At 37.6% G+C, this 17,230-nt stretch carries 10 protein-coding genes, 2 pseudogenes and 1 CRISPR repeat array; of the genes and pseudogenes, 8 read left to right on the forward strand and 4 right to left on the reverse strand.

From position 1 onward, the window contains the following. Position 1: 1 nt before the first annotated feature. Positions 2-1,192, reverse strand: coding sequence for an enoyl-ACP reductase FabV (fabV, locus tag ACH8E3_RS04535; protein WP_458631408.1), 1,191 nt, complete (start codon positions 1,190-1,192; stop codon positions 2-4). A gap of 163 nt (positions 1,193-1,355) precedes the next feature. Here fabV and ACH8E3_RS04540 point away from each other — a divergent pair, with 163 nt between their 5' ends. The 7 genes and pseudogenes from ACH8E3_RS04540 to ACH8E3_RS04570 all read left to right on the forward strand — a co-directional run bounded on the left by ACH8E3_RS04540 (position 1,356) and on the right by ACH8E3_RS04570 (position 12,805). Continuing rightward, positions 1,356-2,108 carry an exodeoxyribonuclease III gene (locus ACH8E3_RS04540; RefSeq protein WP_458631409.1) on the forward strand — a complete coding sequence of 251 codons (753 nt, stop codon included), beginning with the start codon at positions 1,356-1,358 and terminating at the stop codon, positions 2,106-2,108. Positions 2,109-2,624: 516 nt separating this feature from the next. Then, entirely contained in the window at positions 2,625-2,762 is a 138-nt protein-coding gene (locus tag ACH8E3_RS04545) for a hypothetical protein (protein ID WP_458631410.1), read from the forward strand. A 469-nt stretch (positions 2,763-3,231) separates the two neighbouring features. Beyond that, on the forward strand, positions 3,232-7,389 hold the full coding sequence (gene cas9, locus ACH8E3_RS04550; RefSeq protein ID WP_458631411.1) for a type II CRISPR RNA-guided endonuclease Cas9: 4,158 nt from the start codon (positions 3,232-3,234) through the stop codon (positions 7,387-7,389). Positions 7,390-7,404: 15 nt separating this feature from the next. Then, entirely contained in the window at positions 7,405-8,283 is an 879-nt protein-coding gene (gene cas1, locus ACH8E3_RS04555; RefSeq protein WP_458631412.1) for a type II CRISPR-associated endonuclease Cas1, read from the forward strand. Positions 8,284-8,307: 24 nt separating this feature from the next. Continuing rightward, positions 8,308-8,616, forward strand: a complete 309-nt coding sequence (cas2, locus tag ACH8E3_RS04560) for a CRISPR-associated endonuclease Cas2 (RefSeq protein WP_458631413.1) — start codon at positions 8,308-8,310, stop codon at positions 8,614-8,616. Next, entirely contained in the window at positions 8,613-9,488 is an 876-nt protein-coding gene (locus ACH8E3_RS04565; protein WP_458631414.1) for a hypothetical protein, read from the forward strand. The genes cas2 and ACH8E3_RS04565 overlap by 4 nt, the downstream gene beginning before the upstream one ends. 45 nt (positions 9,489-9,533) lie before the next feature. Beyond that, positions 9,534-11,749: a CRISPR direct-repeat array (repeat unit 36 nt; unit sequence GTTTTAGACCAATGTAATTTTAGAGAGTAGTAAAAC). Between the two features lie 118 nt (positions 11,750-11,867). Further along, a pseudogene (locus ACH8E3_RS04570) lies at positions 11,868-12,805 on the forward strand (IS3 family transposase). Between the two features lie 7 nt (positions 12,806-12,812). On the opposite strand, the gene ACH8E3_RS04575 reads toward ACH8E3_RS04570, so the two are convergent. The 3 genes from ACH8E3_RS04575 to ACH8E3_RS04585 form a co-directional block, all read right to left on the reverse strand. After that, positions 12,813-15,110 (reverse strand): hypothetical protein, encoded by a 2,298-nt coding sequence (locus tag ACH8E3_RS04575; RefSeq protein WP_458631415.1) that lies wholly within the window; start codon positions 15,108-15,110, stop codon positions 12,813-12,815. A gap of 39 nt (positions 15,111-15,149) precedes the next feature. Next, positions 15,150-16,301: a copper amine oxidase N-terminal domain-containing protein gene (locus tag ACH8E3_RS04580; protein ID WP_458631416.1), complete on the reverse strand. Its 1,152-nt coding sequence runs from the start codon at positions 16,299-16,301 to the stop codon at positions 15,150-15,152. A 76-nt stretch (positions 16,302-16,377) separates the two neighbouring features. After that, complete coding sequence (locus ACH8E3_RS04585; RefSeq protein ID WP_458631417.1) at positions 16,378-16,704, reverse strand: type II toxin-antitoxin system PemK/MazF family toxin; 327 nt, start codon at positions 16,702-16,704, stop codon at positions 16,378-16,380. 176 nt (positions 16,705-16,880) lie between these two features. On the opposite strand from ACH8E3_RS04585, the pseudogene ACH8E3_RS04590 reads away from it, so the two are divergent. After that, positions 16,881-17,230: pseudogene (locus ACH8E3_RS04590) on the forward strand (transposase); the annotation flags it as partial.

Consider the following 17,230-nt stretch of genomic DNA (forward strand, 5'->3'; position numbering starts at 1 on the left):
ACTATGTAAGGTGAAGAACCTGAACAATAGGATTAACATCCGCTTCATAATCAACGCCATCCGTTTCGAAACCAAACAATTGGAAGAATTCCCGGCGATATCCTTCTAGATCCGTTAACTCATAAATATTATCACTCGTGATCTGGTTCCATATCTTAATAACCTCAGCCTGGACATCCTCACGTAGTTCCCAATCATCAATGCGAATTCGTCCTTGATCATCCAATGGTATACCGTCCGCATGGTATAGATGTTCAGTGAATAATCGATAGGCCTGTTCGATACATCCTTCATGAAGCCCTTTCTCTTTCATAACTTTATATAGAGCAGATACATAAAGGGGTACTACAGGAATGGCAGAACTGGATTGTGTAACAAGGGCCTTGCTTACGCAGACATATGCAGAACCACCCGTTGCAGCGAGTTGGTCATTCATTCGAATAGCCGTTGCTTCCAAATGGTCCTTTGCTTGACCAATAGATCCTTCTCGATAGATAGCTTGTGTAATTTCTGATCCGATATACGAGTATGCGATCGTCTTCGCGTTATCGGCTAGTACGCCAGCTTCGCGTAATTCGGTAATCCAACATTCCCAATCGTCACCACCCATGACAGTAACCGTATCACGAATTTCATCTTCTGTTGCAGGTTCAATCGTAATGTCACTGACCTCACCTGTATGAAAGTTAACGGTATTGTTCGTATAAGGCTGACCAATTGGTTTCAGAACAGAGTTGACCATTTCACCAGTTGCAGGATCAGTTCTACGAGCGGAAGCGACACTATAGATAACGAGATCGACTTGTCCGATTTCAGAGCGAATGAGATCGATTGTGTTTGTTTTTGTCTCAGAAGAGAAAGCATCACCAGTCACACTATATGATTTCAGACCAGCTTCTTGTGCGGCTTGTTCAAATGCTGCGGAATTATACCAGCCTGAAGATGCGGTACGTTTCTCGGTAGCTACACTAGGACGGTATACACCAACGGTATTCGCATGTGCTCCAAAAGCACCAACAATACGTGATGCCAATCCATATCCCGTAGAAGCTCCAATGACTAATATATTGCGTGGACCCTGAACCTTTGGTTGGGCTTGTACATATTCTATTTGTTCTTGTACTTGACGCGCACAGCCTACCGGATGTGAAGTCGTACAAATAAAGCCGCGTGTTCTCGGTTTGATGATCATTTGGTTATTAATTCCTCTCTTTCATAGAACGATTTATTATATGTTTATTTACCCTGAAATAGCATGGCTGTATCAAGTATATTCAAATTGAAGGGAAATGTCTTGCTATTGTATCATTATGATACGATGTACGTACGAATCGAAAGAACAGGAGATAGAGAATATGAAATTAGTATCATGGAATGTGAACGGGTTAAGAGCCTGTGTAATTAAGGGATTTAATGATTACTTCAACGAAGTGGATGCAGATATATTCTGTGTTCAAGAAATCAAATTACAAGAAGGTCAGATCACTATGGTGCTTGGTGAAGATTATTCAACGTACTGGAATTATGCAGTGAAGAAGGGATACTCCGGTACAGCGGTATTCACGAAGATCAAGCCAATTTCTGTGCGTTATGGTCTAGTGGAAGATGAAGAGCCCGAAGGTCGAATCATTACATTGGAATTCGAGAACTTCTATCTTGTGAATGTATACACGCCCAATTCAAGACGGGATCTATCTAGATTGGAAGTAAGATTAGCATGGGAACTAGAGTTTCGCAGCTATATTCAACAGTTGGACAAGCACAAGCCTGTTATCCTTTGCGGTGATCTAAATATAGCACATCAAGAAATTGATCTAAAGAATCCACAATCCAATCGAGGAAATTCGGGCTTCACACTAGAAGAACGTGGTGAAATGACAAAGTTATTGAACGCTGGATTTATCGATACATTCAGACATTTCTACGCAACCCAGACAGATGCCTTTACATGGTGGTCCTACATGGCCAAAGTAAGAGAGCGCAACATCGGCTGGCGCATCGATTATTTCCTAGTGTCCTCGAGAATGGAATCGTTGTTAGTTGATGCACAGATAGATTATGAGATTATGGGTAGTGATCATTGTCCGATTGTGTTGGTGATGGAGTGAGATATCTTAGGTGCGAACCCGAAGCACACATGAAAACCCCGGGGGTTCGCACCAGAATTCCTTGTAAAAGGTATGAAATTTGGTTATTATTGGGTTGATAAGTAGAGAGGAAAGTAGGAAAGGGAACCTTTATTAATAAAAAGGCGATCAAATACCTACTTTTGTGTTGCTTTTCGCAGTCGCACTCATGTAAAGTGCGTGGATTGAAATGATCGCTCAAGCAGCAGGCCGTTGCAATCGAAATGGTCGCACTCCATGTGAGTGCGTGGATTGAAAATATATTATCTAGTCCGAACCGGAATTGATTTAAGATTACTCTATATGAACTGTGACCCATTAGATGGAAACTTAGAAATAAGTGATCCTCTTATGGGTCATTTGTATCTAAATCGAACTATTGATGAAAAACTGATGTAGCACTAAAGAGCAACAAGATGATAGGAATCTTGAAGGTATTTAATAATGGATTGGTCCTAATTAGTTGTCAATGTGAGTTTTATCTGAGCAGAAATTATTGTGGATAAAGAAGGCAAGCCCGTTCATCCTACTGAGGCTATTTATAGGGGAGAGATTAATTGTTATACGGCGTTGCGTATTCGTGAATTAACTGGACGTGATCCCATGGCACAGTACACATTGAACTTTTGGAGATGAAAAAGACAGTTATTAAGGAGTCGAATTCAGATTTTCGCAAACAAGTTAATGGTAAAGCATATTTATACTTTACTGCTTATCGTGGACAATTTATATAAAGTGGTCATCCTGATGATTTGCAGTTGTTATATCAGGCTGGAGTGGGCAAGCGGGTATCTCACTGTTAAGGGTAGGTTAAGATCCCAACAAAATGCACAGATCGTCTACCGTGCCTTTGCATCGATGAAAAGCAACCTCAATCAGATTAAAGGATAAACAAAGTCTCTGTAGAATGTCTAATTTAGCGGGGATGTTAACGTGAGATGAACAGACAAAAGCACTTAACCGAAGTTAAGTGCTTTTGTGAAGACCTATGGGTCAGCTTTTACGCTCAAGGCTTATTTTAACTTACCAATGTAATGTTACAGAGTAGTAACACATCTACTATAACATAATTAACTTATATTGCAAATATAGAGGAGGTATTTTGATGGAAAAATTCAATTATAGTATTGGCTTAGATATTGGCACAAATTCTGTAGGCTGGGCATGTATTAATGAGCAGTTTGAGATATTAAAGCATAGAGACCGCTACGCAATTGGAGTTCACGAGTTTGATGCAGGTGAAACAGCGGAGGCTCGTAGATTACAGCGTGGAGCAAGACGAAGGTATAACCGGAGAAAACGAAGAATCCAACTTCTGCAGGAGTTATGGACTCCATTGATGGATAATCCCCAACCCTTTTTTTCTTATACAGAGGAACCTACATATTGGCGGAAAGATAATCAATTTGAAGAACGCTCATTAACTCATGTACTGAACCAAATGAGGGTTAACCCTAAGAAATATCCAACGATTTATCATTTGCGCTCAGCATTACTTACAGAAGACCGTAAATTTGACCTTAAATTAATATATTTAGCAATCCATAATGTAGTGAAACATAGAGGGCATTTCCTAAATGGTACAGACGAATGGTTAGAAGGCCGAGGCGCCAGCAATGAGACAGATGGTTTCAATTCACTAATCAAGGATTATCAGAAATTGGTTAATGATACGCATGTTGTGGAATTCGATGTTATTGGAACAATCGTAGATATTTGTAATGACAAAGATCGTAGCAAAACAGAGAGGCACCAAGCGATAATGGCACTCCTTCCGAGCACATTAAGTGAAATTATTAAGCTTATGCTTAACTTAACAGGCTCTTTTTTAAAGCTATTTCCACTGTCCAGTCAAGTGGATGAATATAAGGAATTAAAGGGCAATGACGGTAAGCTACAAATTTCTATGGAGGATTTCCTAGTTAGGTTAGATCTGCTGTTAGAAGAAGAACGTGAGGTTATGCTGGACGCCCAAATTCTTTTTCAGAGGCTTCAACTGAAGGGTTTGTTAGGTAAGCATGCAACGGTGGCGGAGGCAAAGGTAGATACATATAGACAATTTCAAATAGACTTGAAGCATCTGAAAGAAATTGTGCGAAACTATGGCACGGAAGAAGAGTATCGCAAATTATTTATAACATCAAAGCATAATTGGCGTGAATATAAAAAGAAGCCTAATATCAACTTGTTATGTGTTTTAGATCGATATACTTTACAGGCAAATCCTAATCAGAAAATGGAGGATATGTTAGGAAACAGTGCTGAGAAGGCAGACAGTAAAAATACTGATCTATATTTCAATTTATTTGTTCGTGATCTTATCACTTCTTATCTATCTATGGCGAAGTCGCCCCATCAACTTAACCAATTAGAATTAATTATTCGTAAAATTGATGAGCATCAATACATGGTCAAGCAGGTCAATAAAGATAATTCAGCCATCCCTGTGCAAAATAGTATGTATGAAACTCGAAAAATATTAGAGAAACAAGCTAAGTATTATCCAATAATGACGGATGGGTGGATAGAACAAGTGATTCAGCTTATCCAGTTCAAGATTCCGTATTTCGTTGGACCTCTAGTGAAAGGAACAACGAAGCATAATACAAGTTCATTTGGCTGGGCCACTCGTCATGATGAGCAGTCACGTGTTACACCGTGGAACTTTCATGAGGTAATTGATCAATCGCAGACTGCAGAGGGCTTCATCGCACGTATGACGAATAAGTGTACCTATTTACACACTGAGGATGTATTGCCTAAGCATGCCCTGTTGTATCAGCAATTTGAGCTTCTAGATGAATTGAACCGAATTCAAATCCGCCGGCCCTCCGAGGATAAACATATCGACCATCGTCTAGATCCTAGATTGAAGCAGTGGCTTATGCAGGAAGTGTTTCAGAAGAAGCAGAAGGTTAACCATGATGATGTCATGCAAGCCATACTCCGTTCGCCCTGGAAGAATAGCTATGTCCACCATGAAGATGGTGAACGCTATCAAATCTTTGGTACATCCAAAGAAAAGGAGTTCGCCAGCTCCCAGTCGAGTTATTTAAAGCTGAAGCAAATATTTGGAGAGGTTTTGGAATCTGCAAATGACCTGTATGAGGATATTATTTATACACTAACTGTATTCAACGAGGAACAAATCATAAGACAAAGATTGATTCATTTAAAGGATACGAATGTCAACGGGTATTTATTACATGATGATATTATTCGTGCTTTGCTCTATTGGAAGCCAACAGGATGGGGAAAGCTAAGCAAGAAGTTGTTAACGGGAATTCCCGTATATGAACATGCTACCATGACACTAATCGAAGGAATGTCACAACAGCACTATGTGTTTAATGAGTTGAAATCACCAAAACACTCTATCGCGAGTGGGCAATCGAAAACCAAGCAATACTCGTATTTACAAAAGCGAATTGATATGGAAAATACAAAGAACAAAAACAAAAAGACGACTCATCGTTTAACATACGCCGATGTGGAGGAATTAGCAGGGTCTCCAGCTATTAAGCGAGGAATATGGAAATCTCTTAAAATAATCGAAGAGCTTGTTGGTGTTTTTGGTGAGCCTCAGCATATTATGCTTGAAGTAGCCAGGGATGAAGAAAAGAGGAAGCTACGAACCCAATCAAGGGAGGACCAGTGGAGACTATTAGGACAAAGTTTGAAGTCTAGCGAATATGCTTCATTTTATAAAGAGAATAGTAAACCAAATGACAGTAGTAAGTTTATGCAAACAAGATTCTGGCTATACTTATTACAAGGAGGAAAGTGCTTATATACTCAAACACCTTTAGATATTAATCAGCTATCAACCTATCAAATTGATCATATTATTCCTCGTAGAATCGTAAAGGATGATGGCATTGATAATCTAGCATTGGTCCTGAGCAGTGCTAACCAAAGAAAGGAAGGTACCTTTGTTCCACTGGAGACCATTCCTCATAATCAGCACTATGCTGTAACTACCTATTGGAAGAGCCTATTAAATCTGAATTTAATCTCTCGTAAAAAGTATGACAACTTAACAAAAAAGAAGCTTACTGATATTGAGCTTGATGGCTTTATTAAACGTCAGTTGGTAGAGACTCGTCAAATTATTAAGCATGTGCAAGAACTTCTTCAGGAACGTTTCGAAGACTCGAACATTCACTTAGTAAAGGCAAATATCATTTCAAAGTTTAGACACGCCAATTATTTGCCCAAGGTTCGTGAAATTAATAATAAACATCATGCTGTAGATGCATTCCTTGTCGCTACCTTTATTCTATCGGTGATTACGAAATATGGCGTAAACTACTTACAATTCAGCCTTCAACGAAAGAATCTGGATCAATTACTTACTCAGAAGATATCGGCTCAAGAGGATTTCTTCTTATTCCGTAATTTCCATGAACAGCGCTATCCAATCCTTATACAACAAGGTGGACACCAAAGTGCTAAGGAGTATTTAGACGAGGTAATGTACGACCTACCTTGGCAAAGCACGTATGCGATTGGCAGTGCGGAATCTAGTTTCTACAATGAGACAGTGTATTCACCTAAGATGAAGAAGAATTACGACCAAGTGAAAGACACAATGAGCTATACAGAGTTAACACATGAGAACTTTAATAATCTATTTTCATTGGTTCTTGCTGTTGATGAGATCAAAAAGAATAAGAAATCTCGTAAACAAATAATTATGGATGTTCGTGTATATGATTATTACCAATTACGTGGTTTAACTGATCAGGAATTATCGGAAAAGCTTGTTGTAAAGCATTATCCGCAATATACAAATGTAACCTTGATCTCGAAGCTTCACAAATATCAGAAGATACAATATAACGGGGAGCCTGCATATTTCATTTCCTCAACAGAGCTTCGAAACAGGAAGCAATTACAGCTTCAAAAGGACGTCCATCAGAATGTTTCTCAGGTGCTAGATCCTAAATTCATGCGTAGAAAAGGTGATTCGTCTGATCAGGAGCAAGTAGATTCAAAGTTAGTATTTGATGTATTAGGTGATTGTATATTCAAGGAATATCAGCATTTGCCTGGAGTGGATAAGACTAAGTTCGAAAAGGCAAGCAATAAAATTGATAGCCATGAAAGTGGGGCTAAGATGATTAAGGAGGCCCTTAAAGTATCATCAGCTAGTGCAGCACGTTCCGATGCATTAGGTGGAAGGTGGATGCTAGGTAGTATAAAGCCAGAACTCATAACAATTATCCATGAATCGGTAACGGGATTGAAGTATCGCAAATAGTAAGGGAGGGATGATATGAGCTGGCGTACAGTTGTCATAGCAAAGGATGCTAAAGTGAGCTTAAGATTGAATCATTTGATTGTCTCCAATGAATCTGTTGCTAAGATTCCTCTACAGGAAATTTCAGCAGTCGTCGTTGAAAATCCTAATATTGTTCTGACCGGACACCTAATGAATGCTTTAGCAAGTGAGAATATTATGACTCTGATCTGTGACCAGGAATACAACCCTGCTACCCTGCTTCAACCATTGTACGGACATCATAGACAAGCTAGAAAGATTAAAGAACAATTTAGTTGGAGTGGTGAGCAAAAAGGCCAACTATGGCAACAAGTTATTCAGCATAAAATTACTAATCAGCAAAAATTACTTAAGCGCTTTTCAGCTGATGACCGTATAGGATTGTTTAGCGATTATATAAGCCAAGTGGAACCACATGATCGAACCAATCGTGAGGGACCTGCAGCAAAAGTCTACTTTAATCTATTGTTCGGACACGGCTTTCACCGTGATCAAGATGTAGTAATCAATTGGGCCTTGAATTATGGTTATAGTATTCTTTGTTCGATGTTTGCAAGAATGATTGTAAGTAAAGGATATTTAACTGAGGTAGGCATTCACCATATTAATGAATTCAACTTTTACAATTTGGCTAGTGACTTGATGGAAGTATATCGCCCCGTTGTAGATCGAATCGTCAAGCGAGAAATAGAGGATTGCACGAGTTTTGGAAAAGACGAAAGGCGTAAACTGTTAGCTATCTTTGACGAAAAGATAAAGCTTAACGGCAAAGCCTATACCTTGAATCACAGCGTTCAGCTGTACGTAGAAAGTTGTATGGAATATCTGAATGGAGATAAAGAGAAAAAGGTACTATTCCCTAGCTATTATTAATGAGGTGAGAAGGTGCATCGTATTATGAGAATGTTTGTTATGTTTGATCTTCCTACAGATACGAGTGAAGAACGAAGAGAGTACAGAAGGTTCCGTAAGTTTCTTATTATCAACGGATATGTTATGTTCCAATATTCTATCTATACCAAGATCATTCTTAATCACAGTGCGATGCAACTCCATAAAGCAAAGCTAATGAAGCAAATTCCACAGCATGGCCAGATTGATGTTATGTTAGTAACGGAGAAGCAGTTTGCTACAATCGAATCATTTGGCAACGAAGCCTTGTTCACGAATCCTGTATTACGAATAGATAGGTTGATAGAATTATGAGAATGCTGTTTAGTCATATGGATGAGATCATTCTAGAACCTGGGCAGGTTCATAGTATAATGTTACAATCTACTTCTAATTTGTATCGTGTACGAAAGTTGATATTTGATTGGGTTCAAGGGCAGTGTATGAATAGTCCTTACCTATTTGTTCGAGAGCAGGATAGGGATGTATTGGCTAAACAGAAATATGTCATTCATATGAAGCAATCTGTATTTGAATTAGCTGAGGACAAGGAATTTAGTAAATGGATAGTCCAGCACTTGAAATATCAACTTGAGCATGATGAGGTCTTCATTAGCCAGTACAATGAATTCATGCATGCACTTGAAAAGATGATATTCAGCACCACCTTGTATATTGGTGATGTGCAAATCGAATTTGACCTTACAGAGAAATTGATGGAGTCCATACTGAAGCAATTGAGCTTTCAACTTTCTATCAGTGAACAAACCTCTTTGCAATCATTACAGCTACGCAAGTTATATATTGATCTGTTGTTAAAGTTGAATGTTCAACAAAAGGATATAGTCATTATTTATGAGTATCCCGAGAATGATGCAGCGATAAAGGATTATGAAGCGTTAATGTTGTATTTGAAGAGTCTGAATGTGACAGTACTATGTATTTCATCAAGTAAAGACTTTGTGAAGTATACTGATATTGAAAATTTAATTCTGATGTATGATAATGGGTCTAGATATAATTTACTCAAGCTTAAAGAGGAGTTAGAGTTGTTCGAATACGACCATCCAACGTTATCTATTGATCAGTTAACAACAACGTTGTCGATCATTGATTTTTATGGTGTGTATGATCTGCTTGATCCTAAATACGTAGAATTCCTGGAAAGTAACCAAAAACCAATGTAATTCTTTAAAATTACACCAAAAGGGTTGCAAAACCGCCGATTTGAGGTTTTAGACCAATGTAATTTTAGAGAGTAGTAAAACGAGCAAACATGGAGAAATGATACACCAGGTGTTTTAGACCAATGTAATTTTAGAGAGTAGTAAAACGAAGAAACGAAAAGACATTCACACTGGCCAGTTTTAGACCAATGTAATTTTAGAGAGTAGTAAAACACCTAACAATGGAGAATAGAGACTGGCAGAGTTTTAGACCAATGTAATTTTAGAGAGTAGTAAAACGACTTGCGTCACGTATTCGTGTACTGGTTGGTTTTAGACCAATGTAATTTTAGAGAGTAGTAAAACATATACATCTAATGCCTCCAAATCTACATTGTTTTAGACCAATGTAATTTTAGAGAGTAGTAAAACAAATAGAACGTCAACAACAGAATCAGACATGTTTTAGACCAATGTAATTTTAGAGAGTAGTAAAACATCTAAACGTCTGAATCCACGTTGAAATTAGTTTTAGACCAATGTAATTTTAGAGAGTAGTAAAACATGGTTAGAAAGTCATCGGTGTTGCTTAAAGTTTTAGACCAATGTAATTTTAGAGAGTAGTAAAACACATTCGTTGACATAAGCATGCGTAGAGCTGTTTTAGACCAATGTAATTTTAGAGAGTAGTAAAACTGGTCCAAGTCCTGGAGTTTACGTTCCCTTGTTTTAGACCAATGTAATTTTAGAGAGTAGTAAAACATGAACCATATAATGAACACGAGCGAGTACGTTTTAGACCAATGTAATTTTAGAGAGTAGTAAAACTATTGAGTTAGATTTAATGTAGTACAAGGTGTTTTAGACCAATGTAATTTTAGAGAGTAGTAAAACCTCCTTATGCCAGTGTTAAAGCGACTTGCCGTTTTAGACCAATGTAATTTTAGAGAGTAGTAAAACACGAAGAACAATTTGGTAACACACTACCGCGTTTTAGACCAATGTAATTTTAGAGAGTAGTAAAACGTTCGCTTCCAGTAATAACTCAGAGAGTATGTTTTAGACCAATGTAATTTTAGAGAGTAGTAAAACATGTATCCTCACGTTCTCTCACATACTGATGTTTTAGACCAATGTAATTTTAGAGAGTAGTAAAACTGAGGAAGTTTTGCAGGGTCCAGTGTCACCGTTTTAGACCAATGTAATTTTAGAGAGTAGTAAAACAAAAAATCCAATGATCCCAGATATTGAGTTGTTTTAGACCAATGTAATTTTAGAGAGTAGTAAAACGCCCTATCACAGACGATTACGAGTACGTACGTTTTAGACCAATGTAATTTTAGAGAGTAGTAAAACTGACATGGAAATAAACCCACCAGCATGTTCGTTTTAGACCAATGTAATTTTAGAGAGTAGTAAAACAGGACAAGTTACCTCTTCACAAGACTATTTGTTTTAGACCAATGTAATTTTAGAGAGTAGTAAAACTAACGGTTCGTTTCAAGTTCATTTATCTTGGTTTTAGACCAATGTAATTTTAGAGAGTAGTAAAACACTGACCGCGCTTCAAATGCATCCCTGCAAGTTTTAGACCAATGTAATTTTAGAGAGTAGTAAAACCTCCTGGCGCTCGTCGATTTGAACTCCGTTGTTTTAGACCAATGTAATTTTAGAGAGTAGTAAAACACACCATTTGCCTACGCTGTGAAGGACTTTGTTTTAGACCAATGTAATTTTAGAGAGTAGTAAAACCTATACTCCAAATTAGTTGGTATCGGCAAGTGTTTTAGACCAATGTAATTTTAGAGAGTAGTAAAACGATATAACCATCCACAAGGCGCAGTGATATGTTTTAGACCAATGTAATTTTAGAGAGTAGTAAAACAAGTGACCTGCCTCTTATAGAGTTCTTCTCGTTTTAGACCAATGTAATTTTAGAGAGTAGTAAAACGGATAAAAGATCATCTATGGTCTGGGATGGTGTTTTAGACCAATGTAATTTTAGAGAGTAGTAAAACATTATTATGAACGGAAAAAACTTTGCTGAAGTTTTAGACCAATGTAATTTTAGAGAGTAGTAAAACAGGTGCAAGCGAATTTTTGACCAAGCCAACGTTTTAGACCAATGTAATTTTAGAGAGTAGTAAAACATCCACGAACGTAAAGACTACTACCGACCTGTTTTAGACCAATGTAATTTTAGAGAGTAGTAAAACATAAGGCATGGAATGAGGAGGATTCGTCCTGTTTTAGACCAATGTAATTTTAGAGAGTAGTAAAACCTTCAATGTCTTTCAGATACTCATCATTATGTTTTAGACCAATGGAACGGCTACACTAAGTTAGACAAAGAAAATAGGGCTAGTAGAATGGAGAAATAAATAAGGGAGCGAATCTACTATTCCAAAACAAAGACGAACGTTCACAACAGAGTTTAAACAACAAATAGTGCAACTATATGAAAGTGGAAAGACAAGAGTAGATAAAGCAAGCCGCGCTGATCATGGGACGAAAGTAAATGTAATGCTCACAAATATTCGGTATCAGCAATGTGCGACGTCCTGCAACTTCCGCGAAGTACATACTACTACAAGCCAAAACCTGCAGAAAGTAAGGAAGAGTAGCAGTTAGAGGACGCTGTAGTTGAAATTTTTAAAGCAAGTCGAAATAACTATGGAACACGAAAAATCAAAGTAGAACTACGTAAGCGGACTCTAAATCCTTCACGCAGGAAGATTGGAATCGTAATGAGGAAACACGGATTGGTATCTAACTATACCGTGGCGCAGTACAAGCCCTTCAAAAGTGATTCTAACGAGTCCAAAGTGAAGAATGAGTTACAACGCAGGTTTAATCAAGATGATGCATACGCCGTTGTCGTCAGTGATTTGACGTATGTGCGAGTTGCCGGGAACTGGCATTACGTATGTTTATTTGTGGACCTATTTAACCGAGAAATTATCGGATATAGCAGCGGCGCCAGAAAGACAGCGGAGCTCGTCTACAAGGCCATAGCAAGTATCTCAATACGTTTAGACCGCATTGGAATGTTTCATACCGACCGGGGTAAAGAGTTTGATAACACTTTAATATCTGATGCTCTATTGACCTTTGGAATTAAGAGATCGTTAAGTAGGAAGGGTTGCCCTTACGATAATGCAGTAGCAGAAGCAACATTCAAACTTTTTAAAACAGAATTCGCTAACCAATCTCATTTTCAAACACAAGAACAACTAGATATCGAACTTCACGATTATGTTAACTGGTTCAATGATCACCGTATACATGGAACACTTGGAAACTTAACGCCAGTTGAAGCTAGGATTATGCCCTTATAATTTTTGTTCAGTTTAGTGTTGACAATCCAGTTGTTAAAGCACGCCTCTCCTTGAACTTATCTTTTTCATTTACGTAACTATCACTATCACTATTAGCATCTCTATTGTCCGAACTTCCTTCATTCCAAATAACAGTATCGTGTTGTCCTGTTTCTAGAGAATATCTTAAACGTCCTGCAGAACTAGTATTAGAGGTAGCTATGTTAGAAAATAACACTGGATCTCCTTGTTGTATAGTTGCGGTTATTTCTTCTGTTCCAAGTAGTGTAGTCATCCCATCTACCTTAGAACGATCGATCTTCCATACTTGTGCTTTATTTATTTTAGTGTAATCAAAGGTAGAAGTTTGAGTCCAGTTATCTTCATAACCACCCACCTGTTTACTATAGCCTTCCTGAACCCACCAATATTCAGTACCCATTACAGGAGGAATAGGGGCTACGTAACCGGGCTGTCCGGCTGTCCCTGATCCAGGCACTCCCGGTACTTTTGTATAAGGTCCGGATTGTTGACTTACAGTCTCTGTATAAGATGCTCCTGATACATCAGTTGCTCTTCGTGGAGTAGGTCTACTAGGCGGTGAGTCTTTTTGTTTTCCTCCAGTTATAGGAGCCATAGTCCATCCCGAAGGTACAGATGTAAAATAAGACTTATATGATCTAGTTGCAGTTGCATTAGCAACATATTCTGTTTCTATGTTTACAATAAACTCTGATCCACCAGAAGCATAATAAATGTTTCTAGTAGTTGGAGTTCCTGCCATAGCTTCAAATGTTTCGTTATTTGGAGTACCTTCTTTTATCTCAGACCAATAACTAGGACTAGACGTATAAGTACCAAATACATTTACATCTAATTTCTTCTTACGGAAAAACTTAAGTAATGTTTCGTCCCCAGCATCACATTCTATAGTGTGAGTAACCCCACCTGCAGTGTATGTAATAGTTAGCTTAGCATTGTAAGCAAACTCTACTTTACCATCTTCAGGTATTGGATAATTACTTAGATTATCCTTGTAGTTTAAAGAAGAGACACCTTTGAAGTATTTTATAAGATCATCATTATCAATAGGGTTTGCTACTCCTGTTGTAGGAGAGCCAGTTATAATCGGTACAGCTCCTGTATTATTAGGACCTTTATCAGTACGAATAATATCTACTTTAAGTTTAGTATTAGTAGCTGTCTTCATAGCTATTACCCATGTCTCTAAATCTTCGTCAGATAACTTAGTTCTAATATTGACTGGAACTTCTTTACCTATCTTAGCACCTATTACCTCTCCACCAAAATTAGAGCTATCAGGTATATTAAGTTCACTATCACAATTACATATTATTTTACTGGATTCTTCATACAGTGCAATTAATGTCGATCCACCGAATTGAACGTTGGGTTTTCTTGTAACTACATCACTAGCTCTTTTCCAGTTGGGGGCATCTTTTGTAGCTGTAGTGTAAGATGCTGTTACCTTATCCATCTCATTAACTATATAAGATCCCACAAGCTTATATGTCTTACCCGGAACTTTACTATACTGTTTTGTATTAGCATTGTCAGTTAATAGAATAGGAGTAGATATAGGTGACCCACCAGGCCATTTCTTGCTGGGACTATCTGGATTCTCTACTAAGTAGTTAGAGCCTCCTGCATTAATAGTTGAGTCTAATACAACACCATCGGACTTTCTAACTTTCTTAACTCTAAATTCTTCTTTACTGTAGAATGTTATAGGCTGATCGTAGTACTGTCTGAACCCCCCTTTGTTAGCCCAAGCTTGTGCACCTCTTATAGAGGATAAAGTAGTATACTCCTGTGCTAAAAGAGTAGCACCTATCTTTACTCTGAATATAGTAGATACTCGTACTTGCTGCCCTGACTTAAGTTCAGATATACCAGAAGTCTTAACCTTTGCTTTAAAAGCATCTGCATTCATAGTGAAGGTGGATAGCACAGTACCATCTGTATGATCTTTATCCTCGCCTGCTACTAATCCAGCATCTCCTATATTTATCCTAAGATACTTAGAATCAGATAATGGAGTACATTCAGATGTTAATACATCTGAACCAGTACACGTCTTGTCTGTGCGAATTACCCAACCTACAGATTGATAACGTATACCAGAGGTGGCTTTCTTATTAACCGTCTGAAGCTGTAAGTCCCCCGTATCCCTATTAAATTGTAATCCTAATTGTATAGAACCATCAGACTCTTGTTCTGCTGCCTGTGCTGTCTCTTGTGCTAGTAAACTTGTTATAATTATTATAATAGCTAAAAATAAATTTAGATACCTCTTTCTAGTCATACACCTCACCTAACCTTTTTACTTTAGTTATATCTCAAATTACTTTAACTCTTTATATTCACTTTTACCTTCAAGGAACATATTTTCGGAATATCTAATACGTAAACTTTCAAATAATTGTACAATACCCCCGTCTGTTGTGTCATATGAATTAGTACTTAGAACTACATCTGAATATCCAGAATACCATACTCCTTTCTTAATGAAGTAGGGTCTACTGGATCCATCAGATACATTCCAGCTATCCATATTAAACTGAGACACGTCGGTACCAGATATAACACGAAACTTAAACTTAACTCTTTCGTGATAGAAACCATTGCGGTAATAAAACTGTCCTTCTGGAAATGCATAACCTTCTACAACGATTTTATTCTTTTTGACCCAAGTTTCCATGTCTTTAGCTACTGATAGCTTCCAACTACTATATGTATTTCCTGAGATTCCAGACATATAGTTAGAGGAGTTAAAGGTACGATAGTCAATATTAAGCGCGGTACTGTAATAATTTTTAATTCTTTTACCAACCTTATCTGCTTCATATTTAGTATAATCCTTTTTAACATTAATAGCAGTAGCTGGAGTGAATGCTGGATTATAGTTATCTACTGGTTTAACATTATAAGCCCAATCTTCGGTATCTTTAAGTGTAGTCCAGAAAGAATTAGTTTGACTGTCTCTAAGCTCACGACCCCAAGCATCTAACTTAACTGTTTTAGTATCAATCTTAGCTTGGTAAGCAGGGCTTGTAATGTTAACCATAACTGCATTCTGATCCCAATCTACTTTAGTTCCAAGAGTTTCACTTACAAAACGAAGTGGTACCATAACTCTTCCTTCTACTTTAATAGCAGAAGTGTTAAGAGTTTGATTAACTCCGTCTACAATTACATTCTGAGATCCTACAGGCATAACAATATTCTTTCCGTTATACTCTAAGGTAACTACTTGCTTGTTGTTATCCCATAGTACTTTAGCACCTAACTTCTCACTTACAAAACGAATAGGTACCATAGTGTTGTTGTTAGCATCAGTGAATGGTTCAGTATCAGGAAAGGTTGTTTTCATTCCATCAACTACCACATCAATACCTAAAGCTGGCTTGGATGCAGAAGCTTCAATCTTAGCTTCATTCCCAACAGTAATAACAGTGGCAACGATTGCTACCATAATAAGTGTTTTCTTAAACATAATATAAACATCTCCTCATAGTTAAATTCTCTTTAAGTACTTAGCACTAATTATATAAGTAATTCTCTTGTTTTTACTAGAAAACAGATTTAATTGAATCTAGTACTTTCTTCAAGTCACTTGGATTCAACTGACCATAGATACGACTAACGTCACCTTTGTCTAAAGAATATAATTTTATTGCCCTTATTACAGAGGGTTTGCTTAACCCAGCATACTCCCAATCAATATCCACATCAAACTTATTACGCTTATCTCCAGAAGTAGTAGATACCGCTAAGAAGTCATTATACTCAATCTCAGCTACTGCATCATTACTTACTACAACAAAGAGTCTATTCTTCCCGGGTCTACAATCAAACGCCATTAAAACTGTTCCTTGCTTGTATACCATCTTCTTCATACTCGTCTAGTATCTCCTTTGCCCATTCTACTTTTTCTTCTCTAGAAAGAATTTCGATGGGATAATGCTTATCTCCGAGATAATCAAGAAACTTATTTCTGGAAAGGCTACACTAAGTTAGACAAAGAAAATAGGGGCTAGTAGAATGGAGAAATAAATAAGGGAGCGAATCTACTATGCCAAAACAAAGACGAACGTTCACAACCGAGTTTAAACAACAAATAGTGCAACTATATGAAAGTGGAAAGACCAGGGTGGACATTGTAAGAGAATATGACTTGAGTGCATCAGCGCTGGACCGTTGGATATTACAAAGTCAAAACTCAGGAACCTTTACAGAAAAGACCAATCGAACACCTGAAGCAAATGAACTCCTAGCTTTAAGGAAAGAAAACCAGCGACTCAAGATGGAGAATGACATTTTAAAGCAAGCCGCGCTGATCATGGGACGAAAGTAAATGTGATACGCAATAATGCTCACAAATATTCGGTATCAGCAATGTGCGACGTCCTGCAACTTCCGCGA

The organism is Paenibacillus sp. CMAA1364 (assembly GCF_054373195.1).

Coding starts and splice junctions, on each gene's coding strand:
- fabV (WP_458631408.1), bottom strand. CDS start 1,192: ATGATCATCAAACCGAGAACACGCGGCTTTATTTGTACGACTTCACAT.
- ACH8E3_RS04540 (WP_458631409.1), top strand. CDS start 1,356: ATGAAATTAGTATCATGGAATGTGAACGGGTTAAGAGCCTGTGTAATT.
- cas9 (WP_458631411.1), top strand. CDS start 3,232: ATGGAAAAATTCAATTATAGTATTGGCTTAGATATTGGCACAAATTCT.
- cas1 (WP_458631412.1), top strand. CDS start 7,405: ATGAGCTGGCGTACAGTTGTCATAGCAAAGGATGCTAAAGTGAGCTTA.
- cas2 (WP_458631413.1), top strand. CDS start 8,308: ATGAGAATGTTTGTTATGTTTGATCTTCCTACAGATACGAGTGAAGAA.
- ACH8E3_RS04565 (WP_458631414.1), top strand. CDS start 8,613: ATGAGAATGCTGTTTAGTCATATGGATGAGATCATTCTAGAACCTGGG.
- ACH8E3_RS04575 (WP_458631415.1), bottom strand. CDS start 15,110: ATGACTAGAAAGAGGTATCTAAATTTATTTTTAGCTATTATAATAATT.
- ACH8E3_RS04580 (WP_458631416.1), bottom strand. CDS start 16,301: ATGTTTAAGAAAACACTTATTATGGTAGCAATCGTTGCCACTGTTATT.
- ACH8E3_RS04585 (WP_458631417.1), bottom strand. CDS start 16,704: ATGAAGAAGATGGTATACAAGCAAGGAACAGTTTTAATGGCGTTTGAT.